This window comes from Blastocatellia bacterium (assembly GCA_025054955.1).
GTDB lineage: Bacteria > Acidobacteriota > Blastocatellia > HR10 > J050 > JANWZE01.
The window spans coordinates 19,248-45,287 of record JANWZE010000115.1 but is presented as its reverse complement, the minus strand read 5'-3'; the positions used below and the strand labels follow the sequence as shown (position 1 = coordinate 45,287).

The window sequence follows — 26,040 nt, the reverse complement described above, 5'->3', positions numbered from 1 at the left end:
CGACACCACGGAGGTAACTGGTGGTATCAGCATGAAACCACGACCAGAGCGCCTATCGGGTGTCGTGGTCTTACCCAGCTCTGATGAACTCTGACCATGGCAAAACGATTCGCTGATCTTAGTCCTACGGAAAAACGCGCGCTACTGGCCAAAGCGCTTCAGCAGAAAGCGCGTCAGAACACAACCGCGCCGCTCTCGTTTCATCAACTGCGTCTCTGGTTTCTCGACCAGATGGACCCGGGCAGCCCCGTGGCCAACGTCAGCGGCGCATTGCGCGTGATCGGCCACGTCAATCTGAACACCGCTCAACGCGTGTTCCAGGAGATCGTCCAGCGGCACGAGATTTTGCGCACCACCTTTCATTACCAAGATGGCGAACCGCTCCAAGTGATCGCGCCGGCGCCAACCGTGCCGCTCAGGCTGATAGACCTGAGTGAACTTCCCACCGAACAACAACAGACCGAGATCAACCGCTTGGTGAAAGAGGAGGCGCGCACGGCGTTCGATTTATCCACCGGCCCATTATTTCGCATCCTCTGGGCCCGCTGCGGCCCTGATGAACACGTCGTTTGCATTACGTTGCATCACATCGTCTCCGATGGCATCTCGATGGCCATCTTTGCCAGCGAACTTGGGCAGCTTTACGACGCGTTCTCGCGTGGCGCGTCATCGCCCTTGCCGGCTCTGCCGATTCAATATCGCCATTACGCGCGCTGGCAGCGAGAGCATCTGCAAGGCGAGCGCCTGGCCACGTTGCTGGCCTACTGGCGCAATCACCTGGATGGAGCGCCTCAGACATTCGATCTGCCCTCTGACCGACCGCGACCGGCCATCCGAACATTCAACGGCGATATTCATCCATTCGCGCTGCCTCCCGGCCTGATTCAATCGCTCAAAGCCTTTAGCCGTCAGGAAGGCGTGACCATGTTCATGTTGCTACTGGCAGTGTTCAGTCTGCTGCTGCACCGCTTGTCCGATCATGACGACATCTTAATCGGAACACCGGTGGCCGGACGCGACCGTGCGGAGACGCAGAGTCTCATCGGATTCTTCGTGAACACGCTGGTGGTGCGGACTCGCTACGCCGGCCATCTGACGTTCCGACAATGGCTCCGCCACATTCAAGACGTCGCGCTCGGCGCATTCGCTCATCAGGATTTACCATTCGAGAAATTGATCGAAGCGTTAAATCCTCCGCGCCAGTTAAACCGGCCAGTGTTGCAGCATGTCGCGTTCGTCCATCAACCGGCGATTCAACCGACCGTTGAACATCAGGGCTTGACCGTCAGCCCCCTGCATGTGGACAACGGCCTCACCCCGCTCGACCTGTCGTTATTCGTCTGGGAGGGACCGACCACACTCTACGGACACTTCAAGTATCATACCGATCTATTCGACGCCGAGACGATTGCTGGCTGGGCAGAGCAGTTTCAGACACTGCTTGAACGCGTGCTGGACGCTCCCGAACAATCCCTGACCGAACTCTCCTCGTTCATCGGGAGCGCAGCTCCATCAACGGCGTCAACCAACCTCACAGCTTCATTCGACGAATTTGCTGAGCAATCGGACCTGACCAAAAATCAGTTACTCATCTGGCTGGGCCAGCAACTCATGCCAGACGTGCCACTCTACAATCAACCACGAACGTTCACCATCCCAACACGGGTTGACCTCGACCACTTCCGGCGCGCGTTCCAAACGCTGGTCAATTCCAGCGACGCGCTGCGCACTGTCATTGACACTGTTGACGGCGTGCCGCAGCAACGGGTGCTTGCTCACCTGAGAGCTTCAGTTGAGTATGTGGACTTTTCTGGAGAGCCGGACCCTGACCAGCGAGCGGCAATATGGTTAACCGAGCACGCCCAGATGCCGTTTCAGTTGGACCAACGATTGTTCTACACGGCCCTGATTAAGCTCGCCGAGGAGCGATTCATCTGGTTCATCAATACCCACCACATCGTCAGCGACGGTCGCTCTTCCATCGCCATTGCTGAACGATTGGCCGAGCTCTATCAGGCCTCGCAGCAGGGCGCGCTGCCGGAGACGATCCCGCTCCCACAGTTCCAAGAGTACGTCGCCGAGGAACGCGCTTATCGTCACTCGGACCGTTACCGGCAGGATCACGAGTACTGGACCAAAAAGCTAGCTGAGCCGGTTGACGCCATTACATTCTACGGCCAAGCGCCGTTGATCAAAACGACGCGCGTGCGACGCATCTCGATTGAGCTGAACGCCGAGCGAACGAGCCGCATTAAAACGCTCGCGGCGCAGCCTCCATTCACGGCAAAGACGCCGGAAGCTTCCGTATTCAATCTCTTTCTCGTCGCGCTGTGCGCCTATTTGTCACACATTGGCGATCATCGGCGCCTTTCCATCGGCACAGCATTTCATAACCGCCGATCCCGGGCGTTCAAAGACACCATCGGATTGTTGATGCAGGTTGCGCCGTTGCGCATCACTGTTGACCAGACAGATACATTCGCCTCGCTCGCCGAAAAAGCGCGAGCCGAAATGCTGGCAACGGCTCGCCACGCGCAATATACCATTCGCAATCCGGCGCAAGAAAAAACTTATGAGGTGCTCATCAATTATCGAACGGGCACAATGCCGCGGTTTGCCGGCGCGCCGATGCACTATGAACCGATTCACAATGGCCATGAAGTGGATAGTCTGGCCCTGCTCATTCATGACCTGAACCAGACGGGCCGACTGACTCTCGTATTCGATTTTCACGAAGATGTGTTCTCACCGGAGCAGTCGGAACTAGCCACGCAGCACTTCCTGAGCGTGCTTGACGCGCTGCTGAGCGATAGCGCCGCGCCGATCAACCAGATTAGTCTGTTGAATGAAAATGAGCGACGTCGGCTGCTGGTCCAGTTCAACCAAACCGCTTGGCAGCCGGCGGCGCGCGAGCGAACGTTACCCGCGCTGTTTGAAGCGCAAGTGCGTCAACACGCAGCTCGCACGGCGATCATGGACGAAGCGCAGTCGCTGACCTACGATCAGTTGAACCGTCGCGCCAACCAACTGGCTCACTACCTGCAAAAGCGTGGCGTCGGCCCTGAGGCGATTGTGGGCGTGTGCTTGCAACCAAGCGTTGAGGCGGTCGTCGCGCTGCTGGGCATCCTCAAAGCCGGCGGCGCGTTCATGCCGCTTGATCCGGAGTATCCCAATGAACGGTTGGCCTTCATGCTTCGCGACGCTCAGGTTTCGCTCGTGCTGAGCCAGCAGACGGTTCGTTGCGCCCTCCCCGACGTGATGGCGCCAGTGATCTCTCTGGAGGACGAACTAGAGGCCATTGCCGCCGAGCCTGAACAAAATCCTATCAACGATCTAGCCGCGCATCATCTGGCATACGTCCTTTACACGTCCGGCTCCACCGGTCAACCCAAAGGCGTCATGATCGAACATGAGGGCTTGTGTAACCGCTTGCTCTGGGGCGTGCAGACGTATGGCATCAACCCGTCTGATTGCATGCTGCAAAAAAATTCGCTGGCCTATGATGCTGCTTTGCAGGAGCTGTTTGAACCACTGCTGGGCGGCGCGCGCGTCGTCATCGCTCGTCCGGGCGGTCGCCATGATAGCACCTATCTGGCGCGACTCATCAAAGAAGAACAGGTGACCCTGCTGGAGTGTGTCCCATCATTACTGCACCTGCTGCTGGACGAGCCCGACTTCAAGCAATGCCGCGCGCTGCGTTACGTCTTTTCCGGCGGCGAAGCGCTGCCCGTCAACCTGATCGAACGGTTTTATCAATGCCTCAACGCGCAACTGGTCAACACCTATGGCCCGACGGAAACGACCATTGACGTGACACATTGGATTGCCGAGCGCGGATGGTCGCATTCAACCGCTCCCATCGGACGCCCTATCGGAAATGTCCAAGCCTACGTGCTCGACACGCACGGACGGCCAACACCGACAGGCGTTCCGGGTGAATTACATATTGGCGGCGTGTGCGTGGCGCGGGGCTACCTGAATCGGCCTGAGCTGACCGAAGAAAAATTCATTCAATGGTCAGGCTTCGATGGTCAATCGGCCACCAATGAGAAAGAACTCCGGCTCTACAAAACTGGCGATCTTGCGCGTTATCGGCCTGATGGGTCTCTTGAATTCCTGGGCCGCCTTGATCAACAGGTCAAGATTCGCGGTCAGCGCGTCGAACTCGGTGAGATTGAGAGCACACTGCGACAACATCCGGCAGTGCGCGATGTGGCTGTCATTGGCACGTCTGAGGACAGCTCTGCCACCTCCATTGGCGCCCCGCTCAACGTGACGCGGCTGGTCGCTTACATCGTCCCGCATGACGGGCAGGGCTTGTCAGTCGGCGACATGCGCGCCTACTTAAAACCGATCTTGCCTGAGCACATGATTCCCTCAGCCTGCGTCTTGCTGGAACAGCTTCCCAGGTTACCCAACGGGAAACTGGATCGCGCGAAGCTGCCCGCGCCGGATCGAGCCAATCTGGCACGTGATGGCGTCTATGTGCCGCCGCGCACGCCGACGGAAAAAACATTGGCCACGATGTGGGCAACAGTGTTGGGAGTTGAGCGCGTCGGCGCGGATGATGATTTCTTTGAATTGGGCGGACACTCGCTGCTGGCCATGCGACTTGTTTCGCTCATTCGCAAACAATGGGACGTCAGCATTGCTGTGAAGACATTGTTTGAGCATCCGACGGTCGCCGGATTGGCTCGAATCATTGACACAGCCTGCCTCCACTCGGCGAAGCCAGCTCAGCCCATCCAGCCGGCCCCGCCTGACGCGCTCTTGCCGTTGTCCTACAGTCAACAAGCGCTGTGGGCCATTGAACTGTATGAACGCGGCATGCGCTACGAACGCCCCATCGCCTATGATTCTCCGGTCGCCCTCCGGCTGCAGGGTCAACTCGACATCCCTGCGCTCGAACGGAGCCTCAATGAGATCGTTCGGCGTCACTCCATTCTGCGCGCCACGTTCACCACGCACAAAGGACAACCGATTCATCGCATCCATGACTATGCGCCGTTCCCGCTGGCGGTGCGCGATCTACGCAACTCCCCGCCGAACAAGCGAGAGGACGAAGCGTGGCGACTGGGCCAAGAAATCATCAACACGCGATTCGATCTGACGCGCGGGCCGCTGTTTCGCTTCTTGCTGGCGCGGCTGGCCGACGATGACTTCATTTTGTTCATCTCGATTCACCACTTGCTGTTCGACGGCTGGTCAGCGGGTGTGTTGGTGCGAGAACTGACCACGCTCTATGAGGCTTTCGCGCATCAGCGCTCATCACCATTGCCCGATCTGAAGCTGCAATACACCGATATCGCCTACTGGCAACGGCAGCAACCGCCGATTGATCTGACGGAGGCAATTTCCTACTGGAAGCGACAACTGGGCGGCGAGCTGCCGATTCTTGACATGCGCACGGATTTTCCTCGACCGCCAGCCATCAAGCTGGATGCTGACAAACGCGCCGCAGAGATTCCAGCCTCCACGCTGCACGCGCTCGAAACGCTGAGCCGACAGGAAGGCGTCACGCTCTTCGCCTTGTTGCTCGCTGCCTACCTGACGCTCCTGTACCGTTACTCAGGACAGGAGGACTTGATCGTGGGAACGCCGGTGGCCAATCGAACGCGCCCGGAAATACAGGAGTTGATCGGCTTCTTTGCCGGCGGCCTGCCCTTGCGCGTGAATCTATCGGGCGATCCAACGTTTCGCCAGTTGCTGCATCGTGTGCAGGCTGTCTGCCTGGAGGCGCTCTCGCATCCTGACATCCCGTTTGATCATCTGAGAGACGCTATTCTGCCGCCATCGGACCCCAGTCGGATGCCTGTCCTTCATACGTTCTTCACCCTCCAGCAATTTCCTACCGAGCCGATCACGCTCGGTCAGCTCACGGTGACGCCACTCGAATTTCATAACAAGCCGATGACCGGCTTCGACCTGATCCTCAGCGTCAGTCAGCGCAATCAGAAGACGACGACCACACTGTTTTATCGAACGGATCTGTTTACCGATCAAACTGCCGAGCGCCTCGTCAAACATTGGATGACATTGCTGGAATCAATCGTCGCTCAACCTGAGCAACCGCTCTCCCGCCTCGCGCTGATGAGCGATGAAGAGCGCCGGCGCATCCTCGTTGAGTGGAACCAAGCCGATGTTCCGTTTCCTCGTGATGCCTGTTTACACGAGCTGGTTGCAGCGCAAGCCGAACGAACGCCGGAGGCCATCGCCATCGTCAGCGAAGGCCAATCGTTGACCTATGATGAGTTGAATACACGCGCCAATCATCTGGCGCATCATCTGCAATCGCTGGGCGTCGGCCCTGACGTGCCTGTCGGCATCGCGTTGGAGCGCGGTTTTGACGTGATCGTCGCCATGCTGGCGACACTCAAGGCTGGCGGAGCTTACGTGCCACTGGACCCGGCGTACCCACGCGAACGGCTGGCATTCATGTTGCGCGATTCACAGTGTCCTGTGTTGCTCACCGATGAACGCTTGCAAGCCCGACTCTTTGCCAGCAGCGAGTCCAGCGGGTCAGCTCCCACAGAGACTGAGCAAGATCGGCGCGCGCCGCGCGTTGTGTGCCTCGCCACATTCCCGTGGGAAACGAACAGGCAAAATCCTACATCGCCCGTCACAGCCGACCATCTCGCCTACGTGATGTACACCTCCGGCTCCACCGGCGCGCCCAAGGGCGTGATGATCCCCCATCGAGCGATTGTCAATTATTTGCTCACCAGCCGGACAATGTCGGGCATGACGGCTCACGACCGGATTCTTCAGAAAACGTCCATCAGCTTTGATGTGTCGGTGTGGGAAATTTTCGCTCCCCTACTTGTCGGCGCGCGCATGGTGCTCGCCCGAGCAGGCGGTCAACGAGACAGCGCCTATCTGGTCAAGTTGATGGCCGAGCAGCAGATCACCTACACTGGCTTTGTCCCTTCGATGCTGGAGCTGATATTGAACGAACCGGAGCTGCACAGGTGCGATGCTCTCCGTGTAGTCATTGCTGGAGCCGAAGTGTTGCCCATGTCGCTTGTGCGTCGCTTCCACCAGCGCCTGCCAATGGCAGAGTTGCGCAATGCGTATGGACCAACGGAAACGACCATTGACGTCACCTGCTGGGTGTCGCCCGGCAGCGTGGAACGCCGAACTGTGCCGATTGGTCGAACCAATGCCAACATGCGCGTCTACATCCTGGATGAGCAGATGCAACCAACACCCATCGGTGTGCCCGGCCAGTTGTATATTGCCGGCGTTGGCCTGGCGCGAGGCTATTGGAATCGGCCGGAACTGACCGCCGAACGATTCATCTGGTGGCCGTGCCCTGATGGAAGCAGCAACGGTCTGGTGCGCCTCTACAAGACGGGCGATCTGGGGCGCTTCCTGCCGGACGGCAACATTGAGTTCCTTGGCCGCAATGACGAGCAGATTAAAATTCGAGGGTATCGCGTTGAGCCGGGAGAAATTGAAACGGCGATCCTGCGGCATCCAGCCGTGCGAGAGGCCGTTGTGGTCTCTCGCGCAGACGGCGACAGGCCGGCGCATCAGTTAGTTGCCTATCTCGTCCTGCATGAGGGTGAGGCCGTGACGCCTGATCACATGCTCCAATTCCTCGGAGCCACATTGCCTGAGTACATGATCCCTTCAGCTTATGTCACGCTGGAGCGACTGCCGCTGACGGCGACCGGCAAGCTCAATCGGCGGGCGCTGCCGCCGCCTTCGTCGGACGACGTCGGGCGAGCAAAATCCTATGTGGCGCCGCGAACGCCGCTGGAAGCTACACTGCAAACCATCTGGTCGGAAGTGCTCAAAGTGGACAGGATCGGGATTCATGATAATTTCTTCACACTTGGCGGCCACTCGCTGCTGGTCGTTCAAGTCGTCTATCGCATGCAGGAAGTGTTGCAGCGAGACATCCCTGTGAGCATCCTGTTTGACGCTCCCACTATCGCTGAGTCAGCCGCCGTCATTGAAAGCCTTAATACCATTGAGGCCTCGCCGACGCTGGCGCCGATGACCGTCACGGAACTCACCAGCGAGGCCGTGCTCGATCCGGCTATTCAACCGGCAGCGCCAGCGCCCGATTTGAGCCGCTTGCCGCAGGCGGTGCTGCTGACCGGAGCGACCGGTTTTCTGGGCGCCTTCTTGCTTCATGAACTTCTCTGTCAAACGGAGGCTCAGATCAACTGCCTTGTTCGCGCAGCGGACGCCGAAGCCGCTCGGCGCAAGATTCAAACGAGCATGGAATCTTACCGCATCTGGCAGCCGAGCTACGCTGATAGGATTTTGCCGGTGCTCGGCGATCTTACGGAACCACGCCTGGGCTTGACCGACGCGCAATTCGACGAGCTAGCGCGACGCATTGACGTGATCTACCACAACGGCGCAGCCGTCAACTTCGTCTATCCCTATTCAGCCTTGAAACCGACCAATGTGCACGGCACGCATGAAGTCTTGCGGCTGGCCTGTCATGCGAAAACCAAACCGTTGCACTATGTTTCCACGCTATCCGTATGGGCGCTGCCGGAGCGCTCAGCCGATGTGAGCTTCCGCGAAGAAGACCACATTGAGACCACGGGGCCGCTCTACGGCGGGTACGCGCAAAGCAAATGGGTCGCTGAAAAGCTGGTCACACTAGCGCGACAGAGAGGTCTGCCGGTGACGATCTATCGGCCTGGTCGGGTAACCGGCCACAGTCAAACAGGCGTCTGGAACCACAGCGATCTGCTCTGTCAAATCATCAAAGGTTGGATTCAATTGCAATCCGTGCCCGACCGAGAAATCCAGCACCAGCTTGATCTGACGCCGGTGGATTACGTCAGCCGAGCGATTGTCTACCTGTCACGACAACCCGAAGCAGTTGGTCAATCATTCCACCTGCTCAACCCGGAGCCGATGCCAGTCCAGATGTTGGTCGAGTGGATGCGCACGTACGGCTATCGGCTGCGCGTTGTGCCAACCGAACAATGGCAACGAGAAATCGCCGAATTGGCCGCCACGCTGGCGCAGGCATTGATAGGCTCCTCGACGGCGATGATAATGGGCGCTGCTCATTTCGATAAGCTACGGCTGACGGAAGGGCTCTTCACGCCTGCGCGCGTCATCATTGATCAACAACGCGCCAGAGCCGGCTTGGCCGGGTCGTCCATCGTATGCCCGCCGGCTGACGAAAAGCTGCTTCAGGTCTACTTCCAGTATTTAATTGACAGCGGCTTTCTGGAGGTGCCACCCGCACTTTCCGCCAATTCCGAGGGAGCATGACAGTATGGGTCGGCCATCAACAGACGCAACAATTGAGCAGATCAAATTGCCCTGGCTGCTGCGAGCCGTCAATTGGATGGCAGAGCGCAAGCCACTTGGCCATCGCTCATGGGTAGACCTGTCGGAAGCAGGATTGCTGAACGCAGCAGAGCGCATCGCGGGTCTGTCAGACTGGGGCGACGAAGAGTTCCAACCTCAGTTCAGATTGCTGCTGGAGACCTACCAAAACGATGCTGATCTGACGTTGATCGGTCGTCTGATGATTCGTCAGATGTTTCTCCGCATGCTTTTCAATCGGCTGAGAATCCAGGATACATTGAAACGGCATCCGGACATCCGAGCCATCCCCATACGACGGCCGATCTTCATTATCGGCCTGCCGCGCACAGGCACGACGCTGCTGCACAACTTGCTGGCCCAAGACCCGTCAGCGCGCGTTCCACGGTACTGGGAATTGCTCTACCCGTGCCCACTCGTGGTCGGTCAACCGCCCGCCAAAGACCCACGTCGCCGCAGAATTCAAATCGTCAATTGGATGATTCGCCAATCACTGCCTGCGCTGCGCCGGATTCATCTGTCAGGGGCGCTTGATCCTGAAGAGTGCATCATTCTGCTGCAGAACCAGTTCATTGATTTTCTCCCGCTGGGACTGCAGGGCGGCGCGGGGTATCGGCATTGGCTGGTCAACCACGATATGATCCCTGACTACCGCTACTATCGCCGCCAACTCCAATTGCTGCTGTCACGGCAATTCGGCGAACCGTGCATTCTCAAATCACCATGCCATTTGTTCTGGCTCGATGCGCTGCTCACGGTGTTCCCTGACGCCAGTCTCGTGTGGACCCATCGAGACCCGCAAAAAGTCATACCCTCGATGTGCAGCTTGGCCGCCGCCTATAGGAAATTGGGAAGCAACCGCGTTGAGCTGTCACTGATCGGCGAACGTGTCGTTTCGATGCTGCGCCTGGCGCTCAGCCGCGCAATCGAAGTTCGTGAACGAGCCAACCCGTCCCAGTTTCTCGATGTGGACTATCACGCGCTGATGGCCGATCCCATCGGGACCGTACAGCACATCTATCAGTTTTTCGATTATCCGTACAGTGCTGCCATGCAGCGCGGCATGAAGCGTTGGCTCGATGCCCATCCTCAATACAAACATGGAGTCCACCGTTATTCGCCGGACACATTTGGCTTGAGCCGCGCCACGATTGATCAACAATTCGGTGAATACAGCCGCAGGTTCGACATCAAACCTGAATAACTGCGATATGCCATCGGAGTGGGCTGCACCGCCAGAAGGGTTGTTGTTGCTACCCGATCACGTGCATGTGTGGCGTGTGACGTCGCGCCAGCCGGATACGGTTGTGGCATGGCTCCGCTCACTGCTGGCATCAGATGAGCAGCAACGCGCCGACCGATTTCACTTTGAGAAGGACCGTCGCCAGTTCATCGTCGCGCGCGGCGTTTTGCGAACGTTGCTCGCCGGCTACCTGAACATCGAGCCGGGCCAGATACGATTTTGCTATAGCCGCTATGGAAAACCTCAACTCGATGGTGATGATCCCAATAACCTGCTTCGCTTCAATCTCTCGCATTCGCACGGCTTGGCGCTGATGGCGTTTGCGCTCAATCGGGAGCTGGGCATTGACGTGGAATGGCTTCGAGCTGACCTGGCCTGTGATGATATTGCCAAACGGTTCTTTTCACCGGCAGAGCAAGCGGCCCTCCGAGCATTGCCCGCCGCTCAGCGTTTGCAAGGCTTTTTCAATTGCTGGACGCGCAAAGAAGCGTACATCAAAGCCATCGGCACGGGTCTCTCGATGCCGCTCGATCAATTTGATGTATCGCTCGCACCGGGCGAGCCGGCTCGCTTGCTGGCAGTAAGATCACAGCCGTCACAGATGCAGCGGTGGTCGCTTGAAGCGTTAGACCTGGGACCGGACTTTGCAGCCGCGGTCGCCGTTGAAGGCCATGGTTGGCAGCTCCGTTGCTGGCAATGGAGGCCTCATTGCCACTGGGTTCAACGCGGCTGATTGCAGCCGCCGCTCAACAGACTTGCCAATTGATCCCATTATGTGTAACAACACGCCACGAACGATGAAAATGGAGATTTCTCCGTCGTTCACATGTGTTAAACCTATTGAAGGAGGAAAGTGATGATAGAATGGAAAAATGCCCTCATCGTCATTGTATTAAGCTTGTCATTGCCTGCTTCGGCATTGGGGCAGGCTGGCGCGACCGGTCAAATCAGCGGGTTGGTGAGCGATCAGACCGGCGCTGGGATTGCCGGTGCTCTGGTGAAACTCACCAACATCGGCACGTCCGAAGAGCGCCAAACAACAACCAACAACTTCGGCGATTATGTCTTCTCGCTACTGGCGCCCGGCCGGTATAAATTGGAAGCATCAGCGCCAGGATTTAAGACCATCGTTGTCGAGAACGTCGAAGTGCGTATCACACAGACAACGTCGGTTAATATCACATTGCCGCCGGCAGCGCAGATCGAAGTGGTCACCGTGACAGCCGAGCCGCCACTCGTGCAAGAGACGACCTCGCAGCAAGGTCGTGTGGTAGAGGAACGAAGCATTCGTCAACTGCCGCTGCCGACACGTAACTTTCAACAATTGCTCGCGCTCTCTCCCGGCACGGTGGCCAGTCTCTCCAACAACACGGAGATGGGGCGTGGCGACATTACCATCTCGGTCAACGGTCAGCGCACGACCAGCAATAATGTGCTGGTCAATGGCGTGGAAATTAACAGCCCCGGAACGAACTCAACGCCGAATCTGGCCTCGCCAGCCCCGGATGCCATTCAGGAATTTATCGTTCAAACTAGCCTGTATGATGCATCGCATGGACGCAATCCGGGCGGCAACGTGATGGCGGTAACCAAATCCGGCTCCAATGAATTTCACGGCAATCTGTATGAGTTCTTTCGCAACCGCGTCCTGAATGCCAACGATTTCTTTTTGAACGCATCGGGTCAGGAACGACCGATTCTGACACGCAATCAATTCGGCGGGACATTGGGTGGACCGATCGCTCGTGACAAACTGTTTTTCTTCGGTTCGTATCAAGGCACACGCGAGCGCAACGGCGCATCGCTCTCCAATAGCCTCGCCTTCCTCAACCTCAACTTTCCCGTCGGCAATCAACTGGTCCCATTGACGAATGATCGCACGCGCGCCGGATTGGCGGCGCGGTTTGGCGTGCCGGAAGCGCAAATCAACGATGTGGCGCTGGCCATTCTCAATGCGCGATTGCCCAACGGACAATTTGCCATCCCCTCCTCCACCAATCCAGCCGGTCCAACGGCTGTATCCGGCATATCCCGATTCCGTGAAGACCAATTCAACGCCAATCTGGATGCGCAACTGACCGTCAACAATAAGCTATCGGGGAAATTCTTCTTCTCTCACGCGCCGGCCTTTCAAGCTTTATTCAGTTTTGTCGGCATCAACCCATTTCAAGTGCCCGGCTATGGCGGCGATTTTGAACTGGGGCATCGGGTCTTCTCGCTTGCCGACACGCACGTGTTCGGATCAAACGCCGTCAATGAAGTTCGGTTCGGCTTCAGTCGCATTCGTGCTGAATCGGCGCCAGAAGAGCCGTTCACTGCGGCTCAGTTCGGGATTCGGAATCCGTTGGCGAATCTCTATCGCGGCATGCCAACTATCGCCGTGACGGGCGCATTCACCATCGGCTCGACCGCGCTGTCCGATCAAGCTTCGGCCGTCAACACCTATCTGGTCGGTGATACGCTCTCGCTCATACGTGGGCGACACACGATGAAGCTGGGAGGCGAAGCGCGGCGCTATCGGGTTGATTTCTTTTTCAACTTTTTCTCGCGCGGTCAATTGACGTTCAATACTTTCTCCGATTTCCTGCGCGGCAGTGTGGGAACGGCGTTGCTTGGCTCTGGCGTTCCGGATCGCGGGATTCGCGCTAATGACTACACTCTCTTCTTTCAGGATGACTTCCGCGTGAACAAGCAATTGTCGCTCAACCTTGGTCTCCGCTATGAGTTCTTTGGCGGACTGACCGAGTATCGTGGCCGATTGGTGAATTTTGATCCGAGGCAGTTTCGCGCCGGCACGGTCACAGCGCCAGCCGGTCCTCCTAACGGGCTTGTGCAACTGAGCAACGCCACTCGACCATTGCCCGGCGTGCCCACCATCGGCGACACGATTAACGATAATACGTCGAATGTGGCGCCGCGATTTGGTTTTGCCTGGAAACCTTACTCGCGCTCCGACACGTTCGTCGTGCGCGGCGGCTACGGCATTTACTATGATCGCTTCGCCACGCGCTTTGCCAACTCGCAGGTGTTCAACTATCCGTATGGCATCATCGCGGTCGGTCTGGGTTTGCCCGGCGCTCCGCTGCCTTTTGCCAATCCGTTCCCTGATGTTCCGCCGCCAACAGCGTTTCCGCTGCCGCCGGTCAACCCGTCCCCGATTGCGATCAACGTTGGTGGGCGGCCTGTGCCGACACTGCCTGTGCCCATCAGTGGATTGTTTGTTTCGCTTGATCTAAGCACGCCGTATGCTCAACAGTATACGCTCGGTTTTCAGTGGCAAGTCGCCACGCATTACCTCGTTGAAGTGAACTATGTCGGCTCAAAAGGCACAAAGCTGATCACATTGTTCAACCTCAATCAAGACCCGCCAGGACCGGCGCCGGCGCCATTTGCCGGCTACGCCAGCAACAAAGGCGCCGTCAACGGCCTGCAAATCGTTTCAACCAACGGCGTCTCCAACTACAACTCGCTTCAGGTGAGCTTGACTCGACGTTTCGCGCGCGGTTTGCAGATGCTCGCTTCATACACCTTGGGCAAGTCCATTGATGAGTACTCCGGCGAACCGGCCAATGATTTGACCACGCTGCCAGGCGATCAAACCAATAATCGCAGTCATCGCGGTCTGTCCAACTTTGACCGGCAGCATCGGTTCATCACCAGCTTCGTGTACGATTTGCCAAATTTCTATGACGGCGATTCGGCAATCGGCAAGTACCTGCTCAACGGCTGGCAAACGAGCGGCATCATCACCCTGCAATCAGGATTACCGTTCACCGTGTTTCAGGCGGTCGGCGCCAGCGTTTTCAACCGCGCCGACTTTGCGCCCGGATTCACTGGCTCGGCTGAGCTAGGCGGCTCGGTCCACGACAAACTCACCCAGTTCTTCAACACCAACGCCTTTGTGGCGCCGGCCGCATTTGGCAACGCTGGTCGAAATATCTTGCGCGGACCCGACCAACGCAACGTGGATTTTTCGCTGGTGAAGTTCATCCCGATTGTTGAGCGCCTTACCGCCGAATTTCGCACCGAGTTTTTCAATCTGTTCAACACGGTGAATTTTGCCAATCCGAATGCCAACATCGCCGTGCCGGCCACCTTTGGGCGTATCACCGCCACGAGCGCCGGCCCGCGGGTGATCCAGTTTGCATTCAAATTGAATTTCTAAGGACGGCTGCGCTCTGAAGGGGGAAACCTAACGCGATTCGAGATTCGTGATTCGTGGTCCTTGATGCGTGGTTCGTGATCCGTGATTCGCAGGATCGTGACCCGTGGTCGGTGATCCGTGATTCGCAGGATCGTGGTCCGTGATTCGAGGTTCGTGATTCGAGGTTCGATTCATGAGGCTCGATCCTCACTGCCTCTGGCGTGTTTCGCCGGCAGAAATCACTTTGACGTTCGGCCAACAAATAGGTAATGTTGTAGGCCCGGTTAAAGTAGAAAATAATTTGGAGGAGAATTGATTATGGTACGTTTGAGAGTCATTCGGCTTAGCATTGTCTTCGTGTTTGTCTGCTCATGGCTCATGCCGGCGGCAATCGGAGCGCAGCAGCTACCGCCCTCTGTCACGCTGCGCTATCAAACCGGTGAGGCAGGTCAAATCGGCGCGGTCATCGAGAATCTGGGCGCTGGTCCGGCGACCACTGATCTGCTCGCTTTCCTCACCGGACAATTGATCCAGCCGATTGCCCTAACCAGAGTGACCGGCTCAAGCATTACACCTCTGTATGACGAACAGGAATTTCCCAATGGCCCCAAGCGCGTCACCGTGACATACGCCGAGGTGACGCTTCCTGCCGGCGTCACCATCATTCCCGGATTCGTCGGTTCATTCTTGCCGGCCCGGCTGGGAGCCAATCTGACGCCACAACAATTCATCAACTCGTACATCTCCGACTACACGCTTGAAGTCAACGGCGTCCGGTTCATGGACAGTGATCTGCTGACGCCACAAAACATCGCCGTTCTCGGCCCGATCACCAACGCGATCCTGCCGACGCTGCCCCCTGGTGAATTCTATATCTACGGACTGAATGTCACGATGAGATTCCCTGGGCCAGGCACATACAGGATTCGCAACATCATGCGAATTCCTAAGACGACGCCCATCCCTGAGCTGAATGCCGCCTTTCTGGCCGGTGAGTTTATCAATGAAATCACGGTGAGAATCGCTTCGGCTGGATCAGCAACGACCGAACTGAGCGCCCATCCGGGTCTCAACTTGTTCGGCGCGTTGCCGACGTTGGAGCAAGCGGGCCTCAGATAAACCAATCGAACCCGGAGATCATGGCGAAGGTCGCATAGAAAGCGCCATCTATGCGCCTTCGCCCCCAGTGGGGAGAACTCGTTATGATGCTGCTCACTTGTCTTGTCACGCTCGTTTCACTACAGGTTGCTCCGGCGGAGGCCTCGGCGCGCAGCGTGCAAATCTCCAACGTCGCCGTTTCCAACATCACCCACCGCATCGTCACAATCACCTGGAAGACGACAAGCGAATCAACCACGCAGGTGACCTACGGAAAGAGTCATCCATACGAACGCCACGCTGCCTCGGCAGGCCTTCGCACCGACCACACGCTCATTCTGACAAATCTTGAACCGAATACGAGCTACCTCTATCGCATTGTGGCGGTGGACGCATCGGGACAGACAGCGCTCAGCCCAACACAGTCCTTCCGCACGGCGGCTGTTCCGGCTGTGCCCAGTAGCTTGCCAAGCGATTTTCCATCCCCTGTTGACACGACGACCCGATTGCCCATGCCAGGCGTAGGCGGTGGGCCCGGCGTGCTGTATCACCATCCGATCATCTTCGTTCATGGCAATAACGAATCGGCCCGCTTCTGGCTCGGCGAGTCATATTCGCTGGCTCGGCTCTTCGGCAATTTCGTGACACCTGTGCCGATCATCAGCGCCGGAGAAGTGCAAGCCCAGAACTTTTTTGAACGCTTCATCGCCGAAGGATATACGCCGGCGGAACTGTGGGCAATGAGTTACTTGGGTCGTGATGGAGTCAATAACTTCAGCGATTTCGCGAGCGCCAGCATTGGCCATTCACACGCTGCGAATGTGCCGGATGTCGGCGCTTTCATTGAAGCCGTGCTGGCCTACACAGGCGCAGAGAAAGTGGACATTGTAGCTCATTCGCTCGGCGTCACCATTGTGCGTGAGTGGATTCGTCAACAACTCAGCCGTGGCGCCGATCCGCTCTCCAAACTGGACGATCTGGTCTTCATTGCAGGCGCTAATCATGGCGCTCACTTCTGTGGCTTTCCCTATGTGCGCGGCACGGAGCCGCCCTCATTGCTCCAGTTGTGCCAGGAAGTTGGACAGCCCGATTCACCATTTCTTCGCGCCCTGAACGCCAACGAAACGCCGCAGTCCAACGGCAAGCCCGATTACATGACCATTTTCGCGGCTGGTCCATCGGAGGACTTCGCCTATCCGTCAGACGGCGTGGACAGCGCGAACCGGCCGGTGAATTTGCGACTCAGTCCCGTGTTGAACGGCGCATTGAACGTCGGTTTGGCCTTCTCGCTGCCGCCAGACCCGCGCTTTCCGTTTATCTTGCCGGGCACGCCCCCGCTGAATCTCGGTGATCCACGAACACACTTGCTGCTCGCTGTGAGTCGGCAAACATTTGACATCATTTTTCCCTTCGTCAGCAACCTGAGGAAATAAACTATGCCGAAAGCACAAACCAATGGGATTGAGCTCTACTACGAAATTCATGGTCACGGCGAGCCGCTCGTGTTGATCGCCGGATTCGGCGTCGGCCTATGGGTCTGGTATAAGCAAATTCCTACGCTCTCACAATCATTCCAAGTAATCGTCTTTGACAATCGCGGCGCCGGTCAGTCGGACAAGCCCGAAGAGCGACACACCATCCGAACTATGGCTGATGATCTGGCTGGGCTGCTCGTCGCATTGGGCATCCAACAGGCCAACATCCTGGGAGCATCGCTTGGAGGATTCATTGCCCAAGAATTCGCCCTCGCTTATCCGCAGATGACGCGCCGGCTGATCCTCTGCGCTACTGGCTTCGGCGGCCCTCACTACGTGCTCCCATCAGAAGACGTTCTATCAGCGATGTCTGACATGGAAGGCCTCGGCACTGAAGAACGCGCGCGGCAAAACATCCGCCTCTTTTACTCGCCGACGTTCATCCAAGAGCACCCCGATGAAATCGAAATGCTGATCCGGCTGTATCTAGAGAACCCAATGCCGGAACACGCGCGGATGAACCAACTGATCGCGGCAATGGCCTTCGATACCGAAGCGCGCCTCAGCGCCATTACGGCGCCGACGCTGGTGCTCACAGCCGATCAAGACATCTGCGTCCCACCGGAAAATAGTAAGAATTTGGCTGAACGCATCCCCAACGCCACATTGATGACGATCAGCGGCGCTGGTCACGGCTTTTTCATTGAGAAAGCCGATGAGTTCAATCGCCTTGTCACTGAGTTCATTCAGCAACACGGATAAACGCCTATGGCTCGATTCGCGCAGATTATCGGCACTGGATCATACGTTCCCGAACGGGTCGTCACGAACGAAGACTTCAACAGGATGCTTGGCGAAAACATTGATGAATTCGTCTCCCAAGTCGTCGGCATCAAGCAACGTCATTTCTGCGCCGAGCACGAGAGCACGGCTGATCTGGCCACACAGGCGAGCCTCCGGGCGCTCGACGCCGCCGGCATCACAGCGCAAGCATTAGACCTCATCGTGGTGGCGACCGATACGCCTGAATACATCTCACCGGCTACGTCGGTCGTCGTTCAGCATCGGCTCGGCGCTCGAAACGCAGGCACATTCGACATCAATTGCGCCTGCGCTGGCTTCGTCACCGCGCTGGACGTGGCTGCCAAGTACATCATCGCTGATTCGGCCTACCGACACATCTTGGTCATCGGGGCTTACGCAATGAGCAAATTCCTCGACTGGACCGAGAAAAAGACGGCGACGATCTTCGCTGACGGCGCCGGCGCGGTGGTTCTTCGCGTGTCAGAGGAACGGCCCGGCTTCTTGGCGTCCAAGCTCATCGCCGATGGTCAGTACCACAACTATCTGGGCATCCTCGCCGGCGGCGCGTTCATGCCGATCACAGAGGCGGTCCTGCAAGAAGGCAAGTACAACAAAGTTCGATTTCTCCAGAAGTATCCACCTGAAGTCAACATTGAAGGCTGGCCGGCGATCATTCACGATGTGTTGAATAAGGTAGATTTGACGCTCGACGACGTGAACATGTTCTTGTTCACACAGGTCAACTTGACCGCTATCAAAGCCGTCATGCAAAAGCTGGGGCGACCAATGCACCAAACCCATACGATCATGGACAAGTGGGGCTACACCGGCTCCGCGTGCATCCCGATGGCATTGGATGACGCTCTTCATCTTGGCAAAATCCAATCAGGCGACATCGTGGTGATGTGCGCCTCAGGCGGTGGCATGAACATGGCGTGCGCAGCTTTTTGCATGTAGTCGTGGTTGAGGCCTTCGGCTTCAGCTCGACCAATCTGGAGTCGAGGTTGAGGCCTTCGGCTTCAGCTCGACCAATCGTTGGTGTTATGAACTATCCGAACATCGCCACACTCTTTTGGGAACGCATTGACCGGTATCACCACCGTGAGGTGTTTTATGTGCGACAACAGGGCCGCTGGGTTGGCATCCCGTGGTCACAACTGGGTCAACAGGCGCACGAATTTGGCTGCGCTTTGATTGCCGACGGGCTAGCCCCTGGCACGTCCGTCTGTGTGCTCATGGGGCAGGTCCCCGAATGGCCGATCAGTGACCTTGGCACGATCCTAGCCGGCGGCGTGACCGTCGGGATTTATCCAACAGCATCGGCTGAGCAGTGCCAGTACATCATCAATCACTCAGACGCGGCATTCGTGGTTGTGGATACCGCATCGCAACTGGACAAAATCCTACTCGTTCGTCACACGCTTCCCCGTCTCAAACGCATCATCGTGCTCGACGAAGCGTTAGCCGACGCCGGCGCCGACGTGCGCAGTTTTCAACAATTCCTTGCCCACGGACGCCAACATTGGCAGATGGCTTATCCGGTCTTGCAGCAGAGAGCCGCCAGTGCCCAGCCCGACGACACTGCCATCATGGTTTACACGTCAGGGACCACCGGCCCGCCAAAAGGAGCCTGCTTGAGCCATCGCTACATCATCAACAGCGTCGAGTCATTGCTGGCCACCATTCCCATCTATGACACCGACCGCTCATTTTCCTATTTGCCGTATTGCCACGTTGCTGAGCGGATCGCCGGCTTTTATAACCGGCTCTACGCGGGAGCGCCGGCCTACTTTGTGGATGATTTGACAAAACTCTGGACATACATGCTGGAAGTGAAACCGACAGTCTTTGGCAGCGTGCCGCGTTTCTATGAGAAGATTCACGCGCGCATCATCGCCGATCTTGAACAGGCTTCCGGAGCAGAACGAGACCAATTTTACCAGGCGCTTGAACTGGGCCGTATCATCAGCCGACGCCGACAAGCCCGACAACCGATACCCTCTGATCTTCAGCAACGCTATCAAGACTGGGCGCAGCCTCTGCTCAGTCGTGTGAAAGATTACTTTGGCGGCGAGATTCGCATTACCACGTCAGGCGGCGCGCCGCTTCCGCTAGACATCGCCGAATTCTTCGACGCTGCCGGCATCCCCATTCTTCAAGCGTATGGACTCACCGAAAACATCTGCGTCGCTTTCAATCGGCCAGACAACAATAAATTCGGCACAGTGGGGCCACCGATGCCCGGCTGTGAAGTCAAATTAGCCGACGACGGCGAATTGCTCGTTCGTAGTCAGATGATGTTCACCGGTTATTACAAAGACCCTGAGCAAACCGCTGCGATGTTTCAGGATGGTTGGCTGCTGACCGGCGACCTGGCAGAAATTGACGATGAGGGCTTCATCAAGATCATCGGTCGCAAGAAAGAATTGATCGTCACTTCAACAGGCAAAAACGTATCGCCCATGTTGATAGAAAACATGCTGAAAGAACATCCGTTGATCAGCCACGCCATGGTCTACGGCGATGGAAAAAGCTATCTGGTGGCGCTCATCACATTGAATCAGATGGAGACCGAAGAATATGCCCGCTCGCGAGCGATTCCCTTCTCTCGGTTTGCTGAATTGACACAACATCCGGAGATCGTTTCGCTCGTCGAGCAGATCGTGACCGCAGCAAACAAGCGCGTGTCATCCACTGAAGCGATCAAGAAATTCGTCATCTTAGACCACGACCTGAGCATTGAAGCCGATGAGATTACGCCCACGTTGAAGGTCAAGCGAGCTGTCGTCGCTCGCCGTTACCGGGCGCTGTTGGAGCGTTTGTACGAAGTTAGCGCGTGACCGAAAGATAGCCTAGCTGCTGGGAAATGCGTCGCGCCGATTCCATCAACACGCCGGCCAGCTTCGAGATGGCGCTTCGCTCCATTTGAGCAGTCGTGCCACTGACGCCCAAGGCTGCTTCAACCCGACCAAGCCGATTGAAAATCGGCGCAGCCACACAGCGAACGCCCAGATTGTTCTCCTCATCGTCCACAGCAAAGCCACGCGCGCGCACGCGCTCCAGCTCTCGAAGAAATTCATGGACGGTGGTGATCGTCTTGGGGGTGATCTTCCGCAAGCCGCGCTCTTTGATAATCGCTTTAATCTCCTCATCGGGCAGATGAGCCACCAGAACTTTCCCTACGCTCGTTGAATGAACCGGCAAACGGCGTCCGACCCAGGTGTCCATCTTGATGAAGCCGGGCGCATCTGCTTTCTCGATATAAACCACTTCGCCCTGATCGAGAATCGCCAAATGCGCGGTGATGTTGTACCGCTCAGCCAGCGAGCGCAGCACCGGCATCGCCACATCAGTGATGTCCAATCCGCGGAGCGCGCGATGACTGAGACTGACCACCCGCAACCCTAAGCGATATTTGTTGGCTTGATCCCGTCGAAGATAGCCATGCGTTTCTAACGTTCGCAGGATGTAACTGGCCGTGCTCTTGGGGATGGCCAGCTTTCGACTGATCTCGGAATTGGTCATCCCGCCATCCCGTTGAGAGACGGCTTCAAGGATGGCGAGCGCGCGCTCGACGGCTGTCGAAGCGCTCTCCTTGGTCGCGGCGGTTGCTTTTTTGGACTTGAGCGTCACGCTCGTTATGTTAGCAAGCTTGGCTGACACGTGTCAAAATGTTCAACAGTCTATCGCTCCGATTGCGCATGGCGAGGCCCCGCGTGTTCTACATAATGAATTTTTGTTCAATATATCGAACACACGATAAGTTTTCGCTTGACGCCGCAAAGTCATCGCCTTATCATAATGCCGAACGTTTGTTCGATATTTTGAACAACGGGACACGACGCGAAACCTCTTCGGGCGCTCGCCAATACGCGAGCATCGCGGGGGTGGAGGCTCAACACGATGCAATGAAACAACCAAGGAGATTCGCATACCATGAGGAAGGAGAATGTCATGATTGATCAGCACGGACTATCAGAGGTTGAACGCTTGAAGGAGACATGGAACACCGACACACGTTGGCACGGCGTGCAGCGTCCGTACACCGCCGAGCAAGTCGTTCGATTGCGAGGGTCGCTTCAGATTGAGCACACACTGGCGCGGCTGGGAGCCGAGCGATTCTGGCGGCTGCTTCACACGGAACCATACATCCACGCGCTCGGCGCATTGACGGGCACGCAAGCCGTACAAATGGTGCAAGCCGGATTGAAGGCCATTTACGTCAGCGGCTGGCAGGTTGCCGCCGATAACAATTTGTCGTGGCAGACCTACCCGGATCAAAGCCTCTATCCGGTTGATAGCGTCCCGGTCTTGGTGCGACGCATCAATGCCGCGCTACAACGCGCTGACCAAATCCAGCACGCTGAAGGACGCCACGACGTCTATTGGTTTGCGCCAATTGTGGCCGATGCCGAATCGGGATTTGGTGGCACGCTCAATGCGTTTGAGTTGATGAAAGCCATGATCGAAGCCGGCGCAGCAGCCGTACACTTTGAAGACCAACTCTCGTCACAAAAGAAGTGCGGACACATGGGTGGAAAGGTGTTAGTGCCGGTGCGCGATTTCGTCCAGAAATTGATCGCCGCGCGATTGGCGGCGGACATCATGGGCGTTCCGACGATCATCATTGCCCGGACCGACGCACAGAGCGCGAAATTGGTCCGCGCTGATTATGATCCCGTTGATCAACCCTTCCTGACCGGCGAGCGCTCAGTTGAAGGATTCTTCTACATCAAAGGCGGTCTCGAAGCGGCCATTGCCAGAGGTCTTGCGTATGCGCCGTATAGCGACATGATCTGGTGCGAAACGTCGGAGCCGGATTTAGGCGAGGCGCGGCGCTTTGCTGAAGCCATTCATGCTAAATTCCCCGGCAAGCTGCTGGCCTACAATTGTTCACCATCGTTCAACTGGAAGCGAAAACTGGACGACGCCACCATCGCCAAGTTCCAGCGCGAACTGGGAGCGATGGGATATAAGTTTCAATTTGTGACGCTGGCCGGCTTTCATGCGCTCAATTACAGCATGTTTGAGCTCGCCAAAGCCTACAAAGAAACCGGCATGACAGCCTACGTCGCATTGCAGGAGAAGGAATTTGCCAGCGAGCGAGAGAGTCAGTATACAGCCGTCAAGCACCAGACATTTGTCGGGACCGGTTACTTTGATGAGATCGCCCAAACCATTGCTGGCGGCGCGATCTCAACGACGGCGCTGGCCGGCTCGACCGAGACCGAACAGTTCATCGAGGCAAAAGTCGCATAGCACGAGAACTCATCCACGCCGTTGGCGACAAACCCTAAACACGATGAAAAACAAGCACAGATTCACTGATGACGATTGAAAATCTGTTCATCAGTGGCTCTGTGCCTGCCTTTTCAGAGGAATACATGGCTATGAGCACAGCAGGTGTCCATCACCCCTCACATCACGCGCTTGAAGTAGACGGCGTTACTGTCACAGGTCGCATGCCTGAGGCCTATGAACAGATTCTGACGCCATCAGCTTTGCGCTTTCTTGCCCTGCTAGCCCGGACGTTTGAAGACCGGCGACAGGAATTGATGACCCGTCGGCACGTCAGACAACACGAGCTGGACGAGGGACACAAACCTGATTTCCTTGAAAAAACAAGGTGGATTCGCGAGTCCTCCTGGACGGTTGCGCCCATCCCGGCTGATTTGCAAGATCGTCGCGTGGAGATCACCGGACCGGTTGATCGAAAAATGATCATCAATGCGTTGAACTCCGGCGCAAACGTGTACATGGCCGACTTCGAGGATGCCAACTCACCAACATGGGATAATAACCTGCAAGGTCAACTCAACCTGCGCGACGCCATAGAAGGAACTATTTCGTTTGTCAATCCGGATGGCAAGCGCTACCAACTCAATCCACAGACCGCCACGTTGATGGTCCGACCGCGCGGATGGCATCTGCACGAGAAACATCTGCTCGTGGACCATCGTCCCATCTCAGCCTCGTTATTCGATTTTGGATTGTTCTTCTTTCACAACGCGCACAAGCTGATTGAAAAAGGGACGGGTCCCTATTTCTACTTGCCGAAACTGGAAAGCCATCTGGAGGCGCGTCTGTGGAACGACGTGTTCAATCTCGCTCAAGACTCTCTGGACATCCCTCGCGGCACGATCCGGGCGACGGTGCTCATCGAAAACATCCTGGCAGCATTCGAAATGCACGAAATCCTCTATGAGCTGCGCGAACATTCGGCTGGGCTTAATTGCGGGCGCTGGGACTATATTTTCAGTTACATTCGCAAGTTCCGGAACCATCCAGCATGTATCTTGCCGGATCGCGCGCAAGTGACGATGACCCGGCATTTCATGAAATCCTATGTTGATCTGTTGATTCAGACTTGTCACCGACGTGGCATTCACGCGATGGGTGGAATGGCGGCGCAAATTCCTATCAAGGACGATCCCGTCGCCAATGAAGCGGCATTGGAGAAGGTGCGGCAAGACAAGCGGCGTGAAGTCGCTGCTGGTCACGATGGCACATGGGTTGCGCACCCCGGCCTTGTTCCAGTCGCCAAAGAAATTTTCGATACGCACATGAAGGAGGCTCATCAGTTGACGGTCACCAGAGATGATGTGCGCGTCACAGCCGAAGACCTGCTGCAAACGCCTGACGGAACAATTACCGAACAGGGGCTTCGGATCAACATTGATGTTGGCATTCAATATCTGGAGTCGTGGCTCCGCGGCAGTGGCTGCGTCCCAATCTACAACCTGATGGAAGACGCTGCGACGGCCGAGATTTCCCGCTCACAGGTCTGGCAATGGATCAAGCACGGCGCCAAGCTGGACGACGGTCGCACAGTAACGCCTGAGCTGGTCCGGCAAATCATGCGCGACGAGTTGGGGAAAATGCGCGAGCGGCTCGGCGCGGAACGCTTTGACGCAGGCCGATTCGACATCGCCTCGCGCATCTTTCAGGACATTGTGACCCGTCAGCACTTCGTTGAGTTCATGACGCTCGTCGCGTATGACTACCTGGAATGATGGATGGATATAAATTTGTCTGTCACTCAGCCAGAAAATTTGCGATAATAACAGCGCATGAGCAATCAACAACGGCGTTGGCCGAAAATTGGATTAGCACTGGGCGGCGGCGGCGCCAAAGGGTTAGCCCACATTGGCGTATTAAAGGTTCTTGAAGAACTCGAGATTCCGATTTCCTACATTGCCGGCACCAGTGTTGGCGCGTTTGTTGGCGGCGCATACGCTTGTGGCATCCCGATTGAAGAAATGATCCGAAAGGTGCGCAAAATGCGCTGGAGCGATCTGGGAAAACTGGCGGTCTCTCGACTCGGACTCCGCGATGGCTCACGCATGGAAGCTTACATTCGGACGCACTTTCGCGCGACGACGTTTGAAGCGCTGCGCATTCCGCTGGCTGTAGTTGCAGCCGACATCATGTCGGGCGCGAAAGTGGTTATTCGGCATGGCGATCTAGCCCGCGCGATCCGCGCCAGCACGGCTATTCCCGGCTACTTCACGCCGGTGCCATACGAGGGGAACCAACTGCTGGTAGATGGCGGCATTGTGGATTGCTTGCCTGTTTCAGTGGTCAAGTCAATGGGAGCTGAGCGCGTCATCGCGGTTGACGTGCATCCATTTTCGCGCCTGGAACAACCTCCAACGAATCTCTACCAGATTTACAGTCAGGCGTATGCCATTGTTGGCTACAACTCAGGCAATCAGGCTCGGCAAATGGCTGATCTGCTGGTTGCGCCGAATTTGAGCCATGTGGCTTGGGACGATCTGAGTCGAGCTGACGAAATCATTCGCATTGGCGAGGAGACCATGCGCCGACTGGCGCATAGATGCCAACAGTGGCTCAAGCAGGAAGAGGCCGGCCTCTTTGCCCGCTGGCGCTTGGCATGGACGCACCGCGATCCTGAAACGAGTTAATACCACCGCAGGTTGGTATAAGTCCATGGAGCGAGCCGAGCGATG

13 protein-coding genes are annotated in these 26,040 nt (G+C 56.8%); 12 read left to right on the top strand and 1 reads right to left on the bottom strand.

Annotated elements, in window-relative coordinates; genetic code table 11:
* Positions 1-96 precede the first annotated feature (96 nt).
* The 9 genes from NZ823_15040 (at position 97) to NZ823_15000 (ending at position 20,910) form a co-directional block, all read left to right on the top strand.
* On the top strand, positions 97-9,249 hold the full coding sequence (locus NZ823_15040; GenBank protein MCS6806445.1) for an amino acid adenylation domain-containing protein: 9,153 nt from the start codon (positions 97-99) through the stop codon (positions 9,247-9,249).
* 4 nt (positions 9,250-9,253) lie between these two features.
* Positions 9,254-10,510: a sulfotransferase gene (locus NZ823_15035; GenBank protein ID MCS6806444.1), complete on the top strand. Its 1,257-nt coding sequence runs from the start codon at positions 9,254-9,256 to the stop codon at positions 10,508-10,510.
* A 7-nt stretch (positions 10,511-10,517) separates the two neighbouring features.
* Entirely contained in the window at positions 10,518-11,282 is a 765-nt protein-coding gene (locus tag NZ823_15030) for a 4'-phosphopantetheinyl transferase superfamily protein (GenBank protein MCS6806443.1), read from the top strand.
* 123 nt (positions 11,283-11,405) lie between these two features.
* A complete protein-coding gene (locus tag NZ823_15025; GenBank protein MCS6806442.1) occupies positions 11,406-14,714 on the top strand; it encodes a carboxypeptidase regulatory-like domain-containing protein in 3,309 nt (1,102 codons plus the stop codon).
* Positions 14,715-15,011: 297 nt separating this feature from the next.
* A complete protein-coding gene (locus tag NZ823_15020; GenBank protein ID MCS6806441.1) occupies positions 15,012-15,812 on the top strand; it encodes a hypothetical protein in 801 nt (266 codons plus the stop codon).
* 83 nt (positions 15,813-15,895) lie between these two features.
* Entirely contained in the window at positions 15,896-17,224 is a 1,329-nt protein-coding gene (locus tag NZ823_15015) for a fibronectin type III domain-containing protein (protein MCS6806440.1), read from the top strand.
* A gap of 3 nt (positions 17,225-17,227) precedes the next feature.
* A complete protein-coding gene (locus tag NZ823_15010; GenBank protein ID MCS6806439.1) occupies positions 17,228-18,028 on the top strand; it encodes an alpha/beta hydrolase in 801 nt (266 codons plus the stop codon).
* A gap of 6 nt (positions 18,029-18,034) precedes the next feature.
* Positions 18,035-19,027, top strand: coding sequence for a ketoacyl-ACP synthase III (locus tag NZ823_15005; protein MCS6806438.1), 993 nt, complete (start codon positions 18,035-18,037; stop codon positions 19,025-19,027).
* A gap of 86 nt (positions 19,028-19,113) precedes the next feature.
* Positions 19,114-20,910 (top strand): long-chain fatty acid--CoA ligase, encoded by a 1,797-nt coding sequence (locus tag NZ823_15000; protein MCS6806437.1) that lies wholly within the window; start codon positions 19,114-19,116, stop codon positions 20,908-20,910.
* Here the strand turns inward: NZ823_15000 and NZ823_14995 are convergent.
* The gene (locus NZ823_14995) at positions 20,900-21,703 is read right to left on the bottom strand and encodes an IclR family transcriptional regulator (GenBank protein MCS6806436.1); all 804 of its coding nucleotides are present in this window, start codon (positions 21,701-21,703) and stop codon (positions 20,900-20,902) included. The genes NZ823_15000 and NZ823_14995 overlap by 11 nt on opposite strands.
* 321 nt (positions 21,704-22,024) lie before the next feature.
* Here NZ823_14995 and aceA point away from each other — a divergent pair, with 321 nt between their 5' ends.
* From aceA to NZ823_14980, 3 genes are all read left to right on the top strand, one after another.
* Entirely contained in the window at positions 22,025-23,329 is a 1,305-nt protein-coding gene (gene aceA, locus NZ823_14990) for an isocitrate lyase (protein MCS6806435.1), read from the top strand.
* A 131-nt stretch (positions 23,330-23,460) separates the two neighbouring features.
* The gene (gene aceB, locus NZ823_14985) at positions 23,461-25,083 is read left to right on the top strand and encodes a malate synthase A (GenBank protein ID MCS6806434.1); all 1,623 of its coding nucleotides are present in this window, start codon (positions 23,461-23,463) and stop codon (positions 25,081-25,083) included.
* Positions 25,084-25,140: 57 nt separating this feature from the next.
* On the top strand, positions 25,141-25,995 hold the full coding sequence (locus NZ823_14980) for a patatin-like phospholipase family protein (protein MCS6806433.1): 855 nt from the start codon (positions 25,141-25,143) through the stop codon (positions 25,993-25,995).
* Positions 25,996-26,040: the final 45 nt, after the last annotated feature.

Excerpts from the sequence above, each read along its gene's own strand:
- NZ823_15040 (MCS6806445.1), top strand. The coding sequence starts at position 97 with ATGGCAAAACGATTCGCTGATCTTAGTCCTACGGAAAAACGCGCGCTA.
- NZ823_15035 (MCS6806444.1), top strand. The coding sequence starts at position 9,254 with ATGGGTCGGCCATCAACAGACGCAACAATTGAGCAGATCAAATTGCCC.
- NZ823_15030 (MCS6806443.1), top strand. The coding sequence starts at position 10,518 with ATGCCATCGGAGTGGGCTGCACCGCCAGAAGGGTTGTTGTTGCTACCC.
- NZ823_15025 (MCS6806442.1), top strand. The coding sequence starts at position 11,406 with ATGATAGAATGGAAAAATGCCCTCATCGTCATTGTATTAAGCTTGTCA.
- NZ823_15020 (MCS6806441.1), top strand. The coding sequence starts at position 15,012 with ATGGTACGTTTGAGAGTCATTCGGCTTAGCATTGTCTTCGTGTTTGTC.
- NZ823_15015 (MCS6806440.1), top strand. The coding sequence starts at position 15,896 with ATGATGCTGCTCACTTGTCTTGTCACGCTCGTTTCACTACAGGTTGCT.
- NZ823_15010 (MCS6806439.1), top strand. The coding sequence starts at position 17,228 with ATGCCGAAAGCACAAACCAATGGGATTGAGCTCTACTACGAAATTCAT.
- NZ823_15005 (MCS6806438.1), top strand. The coding sequence starts at position 18,035 with ATGGCTCGATTCGCGCAGATTATCGGCACTGGATCATACGTTCCCGAA.
- NZ823_15000 (MCS6806437.1), top strand. The coding sequence starts at position 19,114 with ATGAACTATCCGAACATCGCCACACTCTTTTGGGAACGCATTGACCGG.
- aceA (MCS6806435.1), top strand. The coding sequence starts at position 22,025 with ATGATTGATCAGCACGGACTATCAGAGGTTGAACGCTTGAAGGAGACA.
- aceB (MCS6806434.1), top strand. The coding sequence starts at position 23,461 with ATGAGCACAGCAGGTGTCCATCACCCCTCACATCACGCGCTTGAAGTA.
- NZ823_14980 (MCS6806433.1), top strand. The coding sequence starts at position 25,141 with ATGAGCAATCAACAACGGCGTTGGCCGAAAATTGGATTAGCACTGGGC.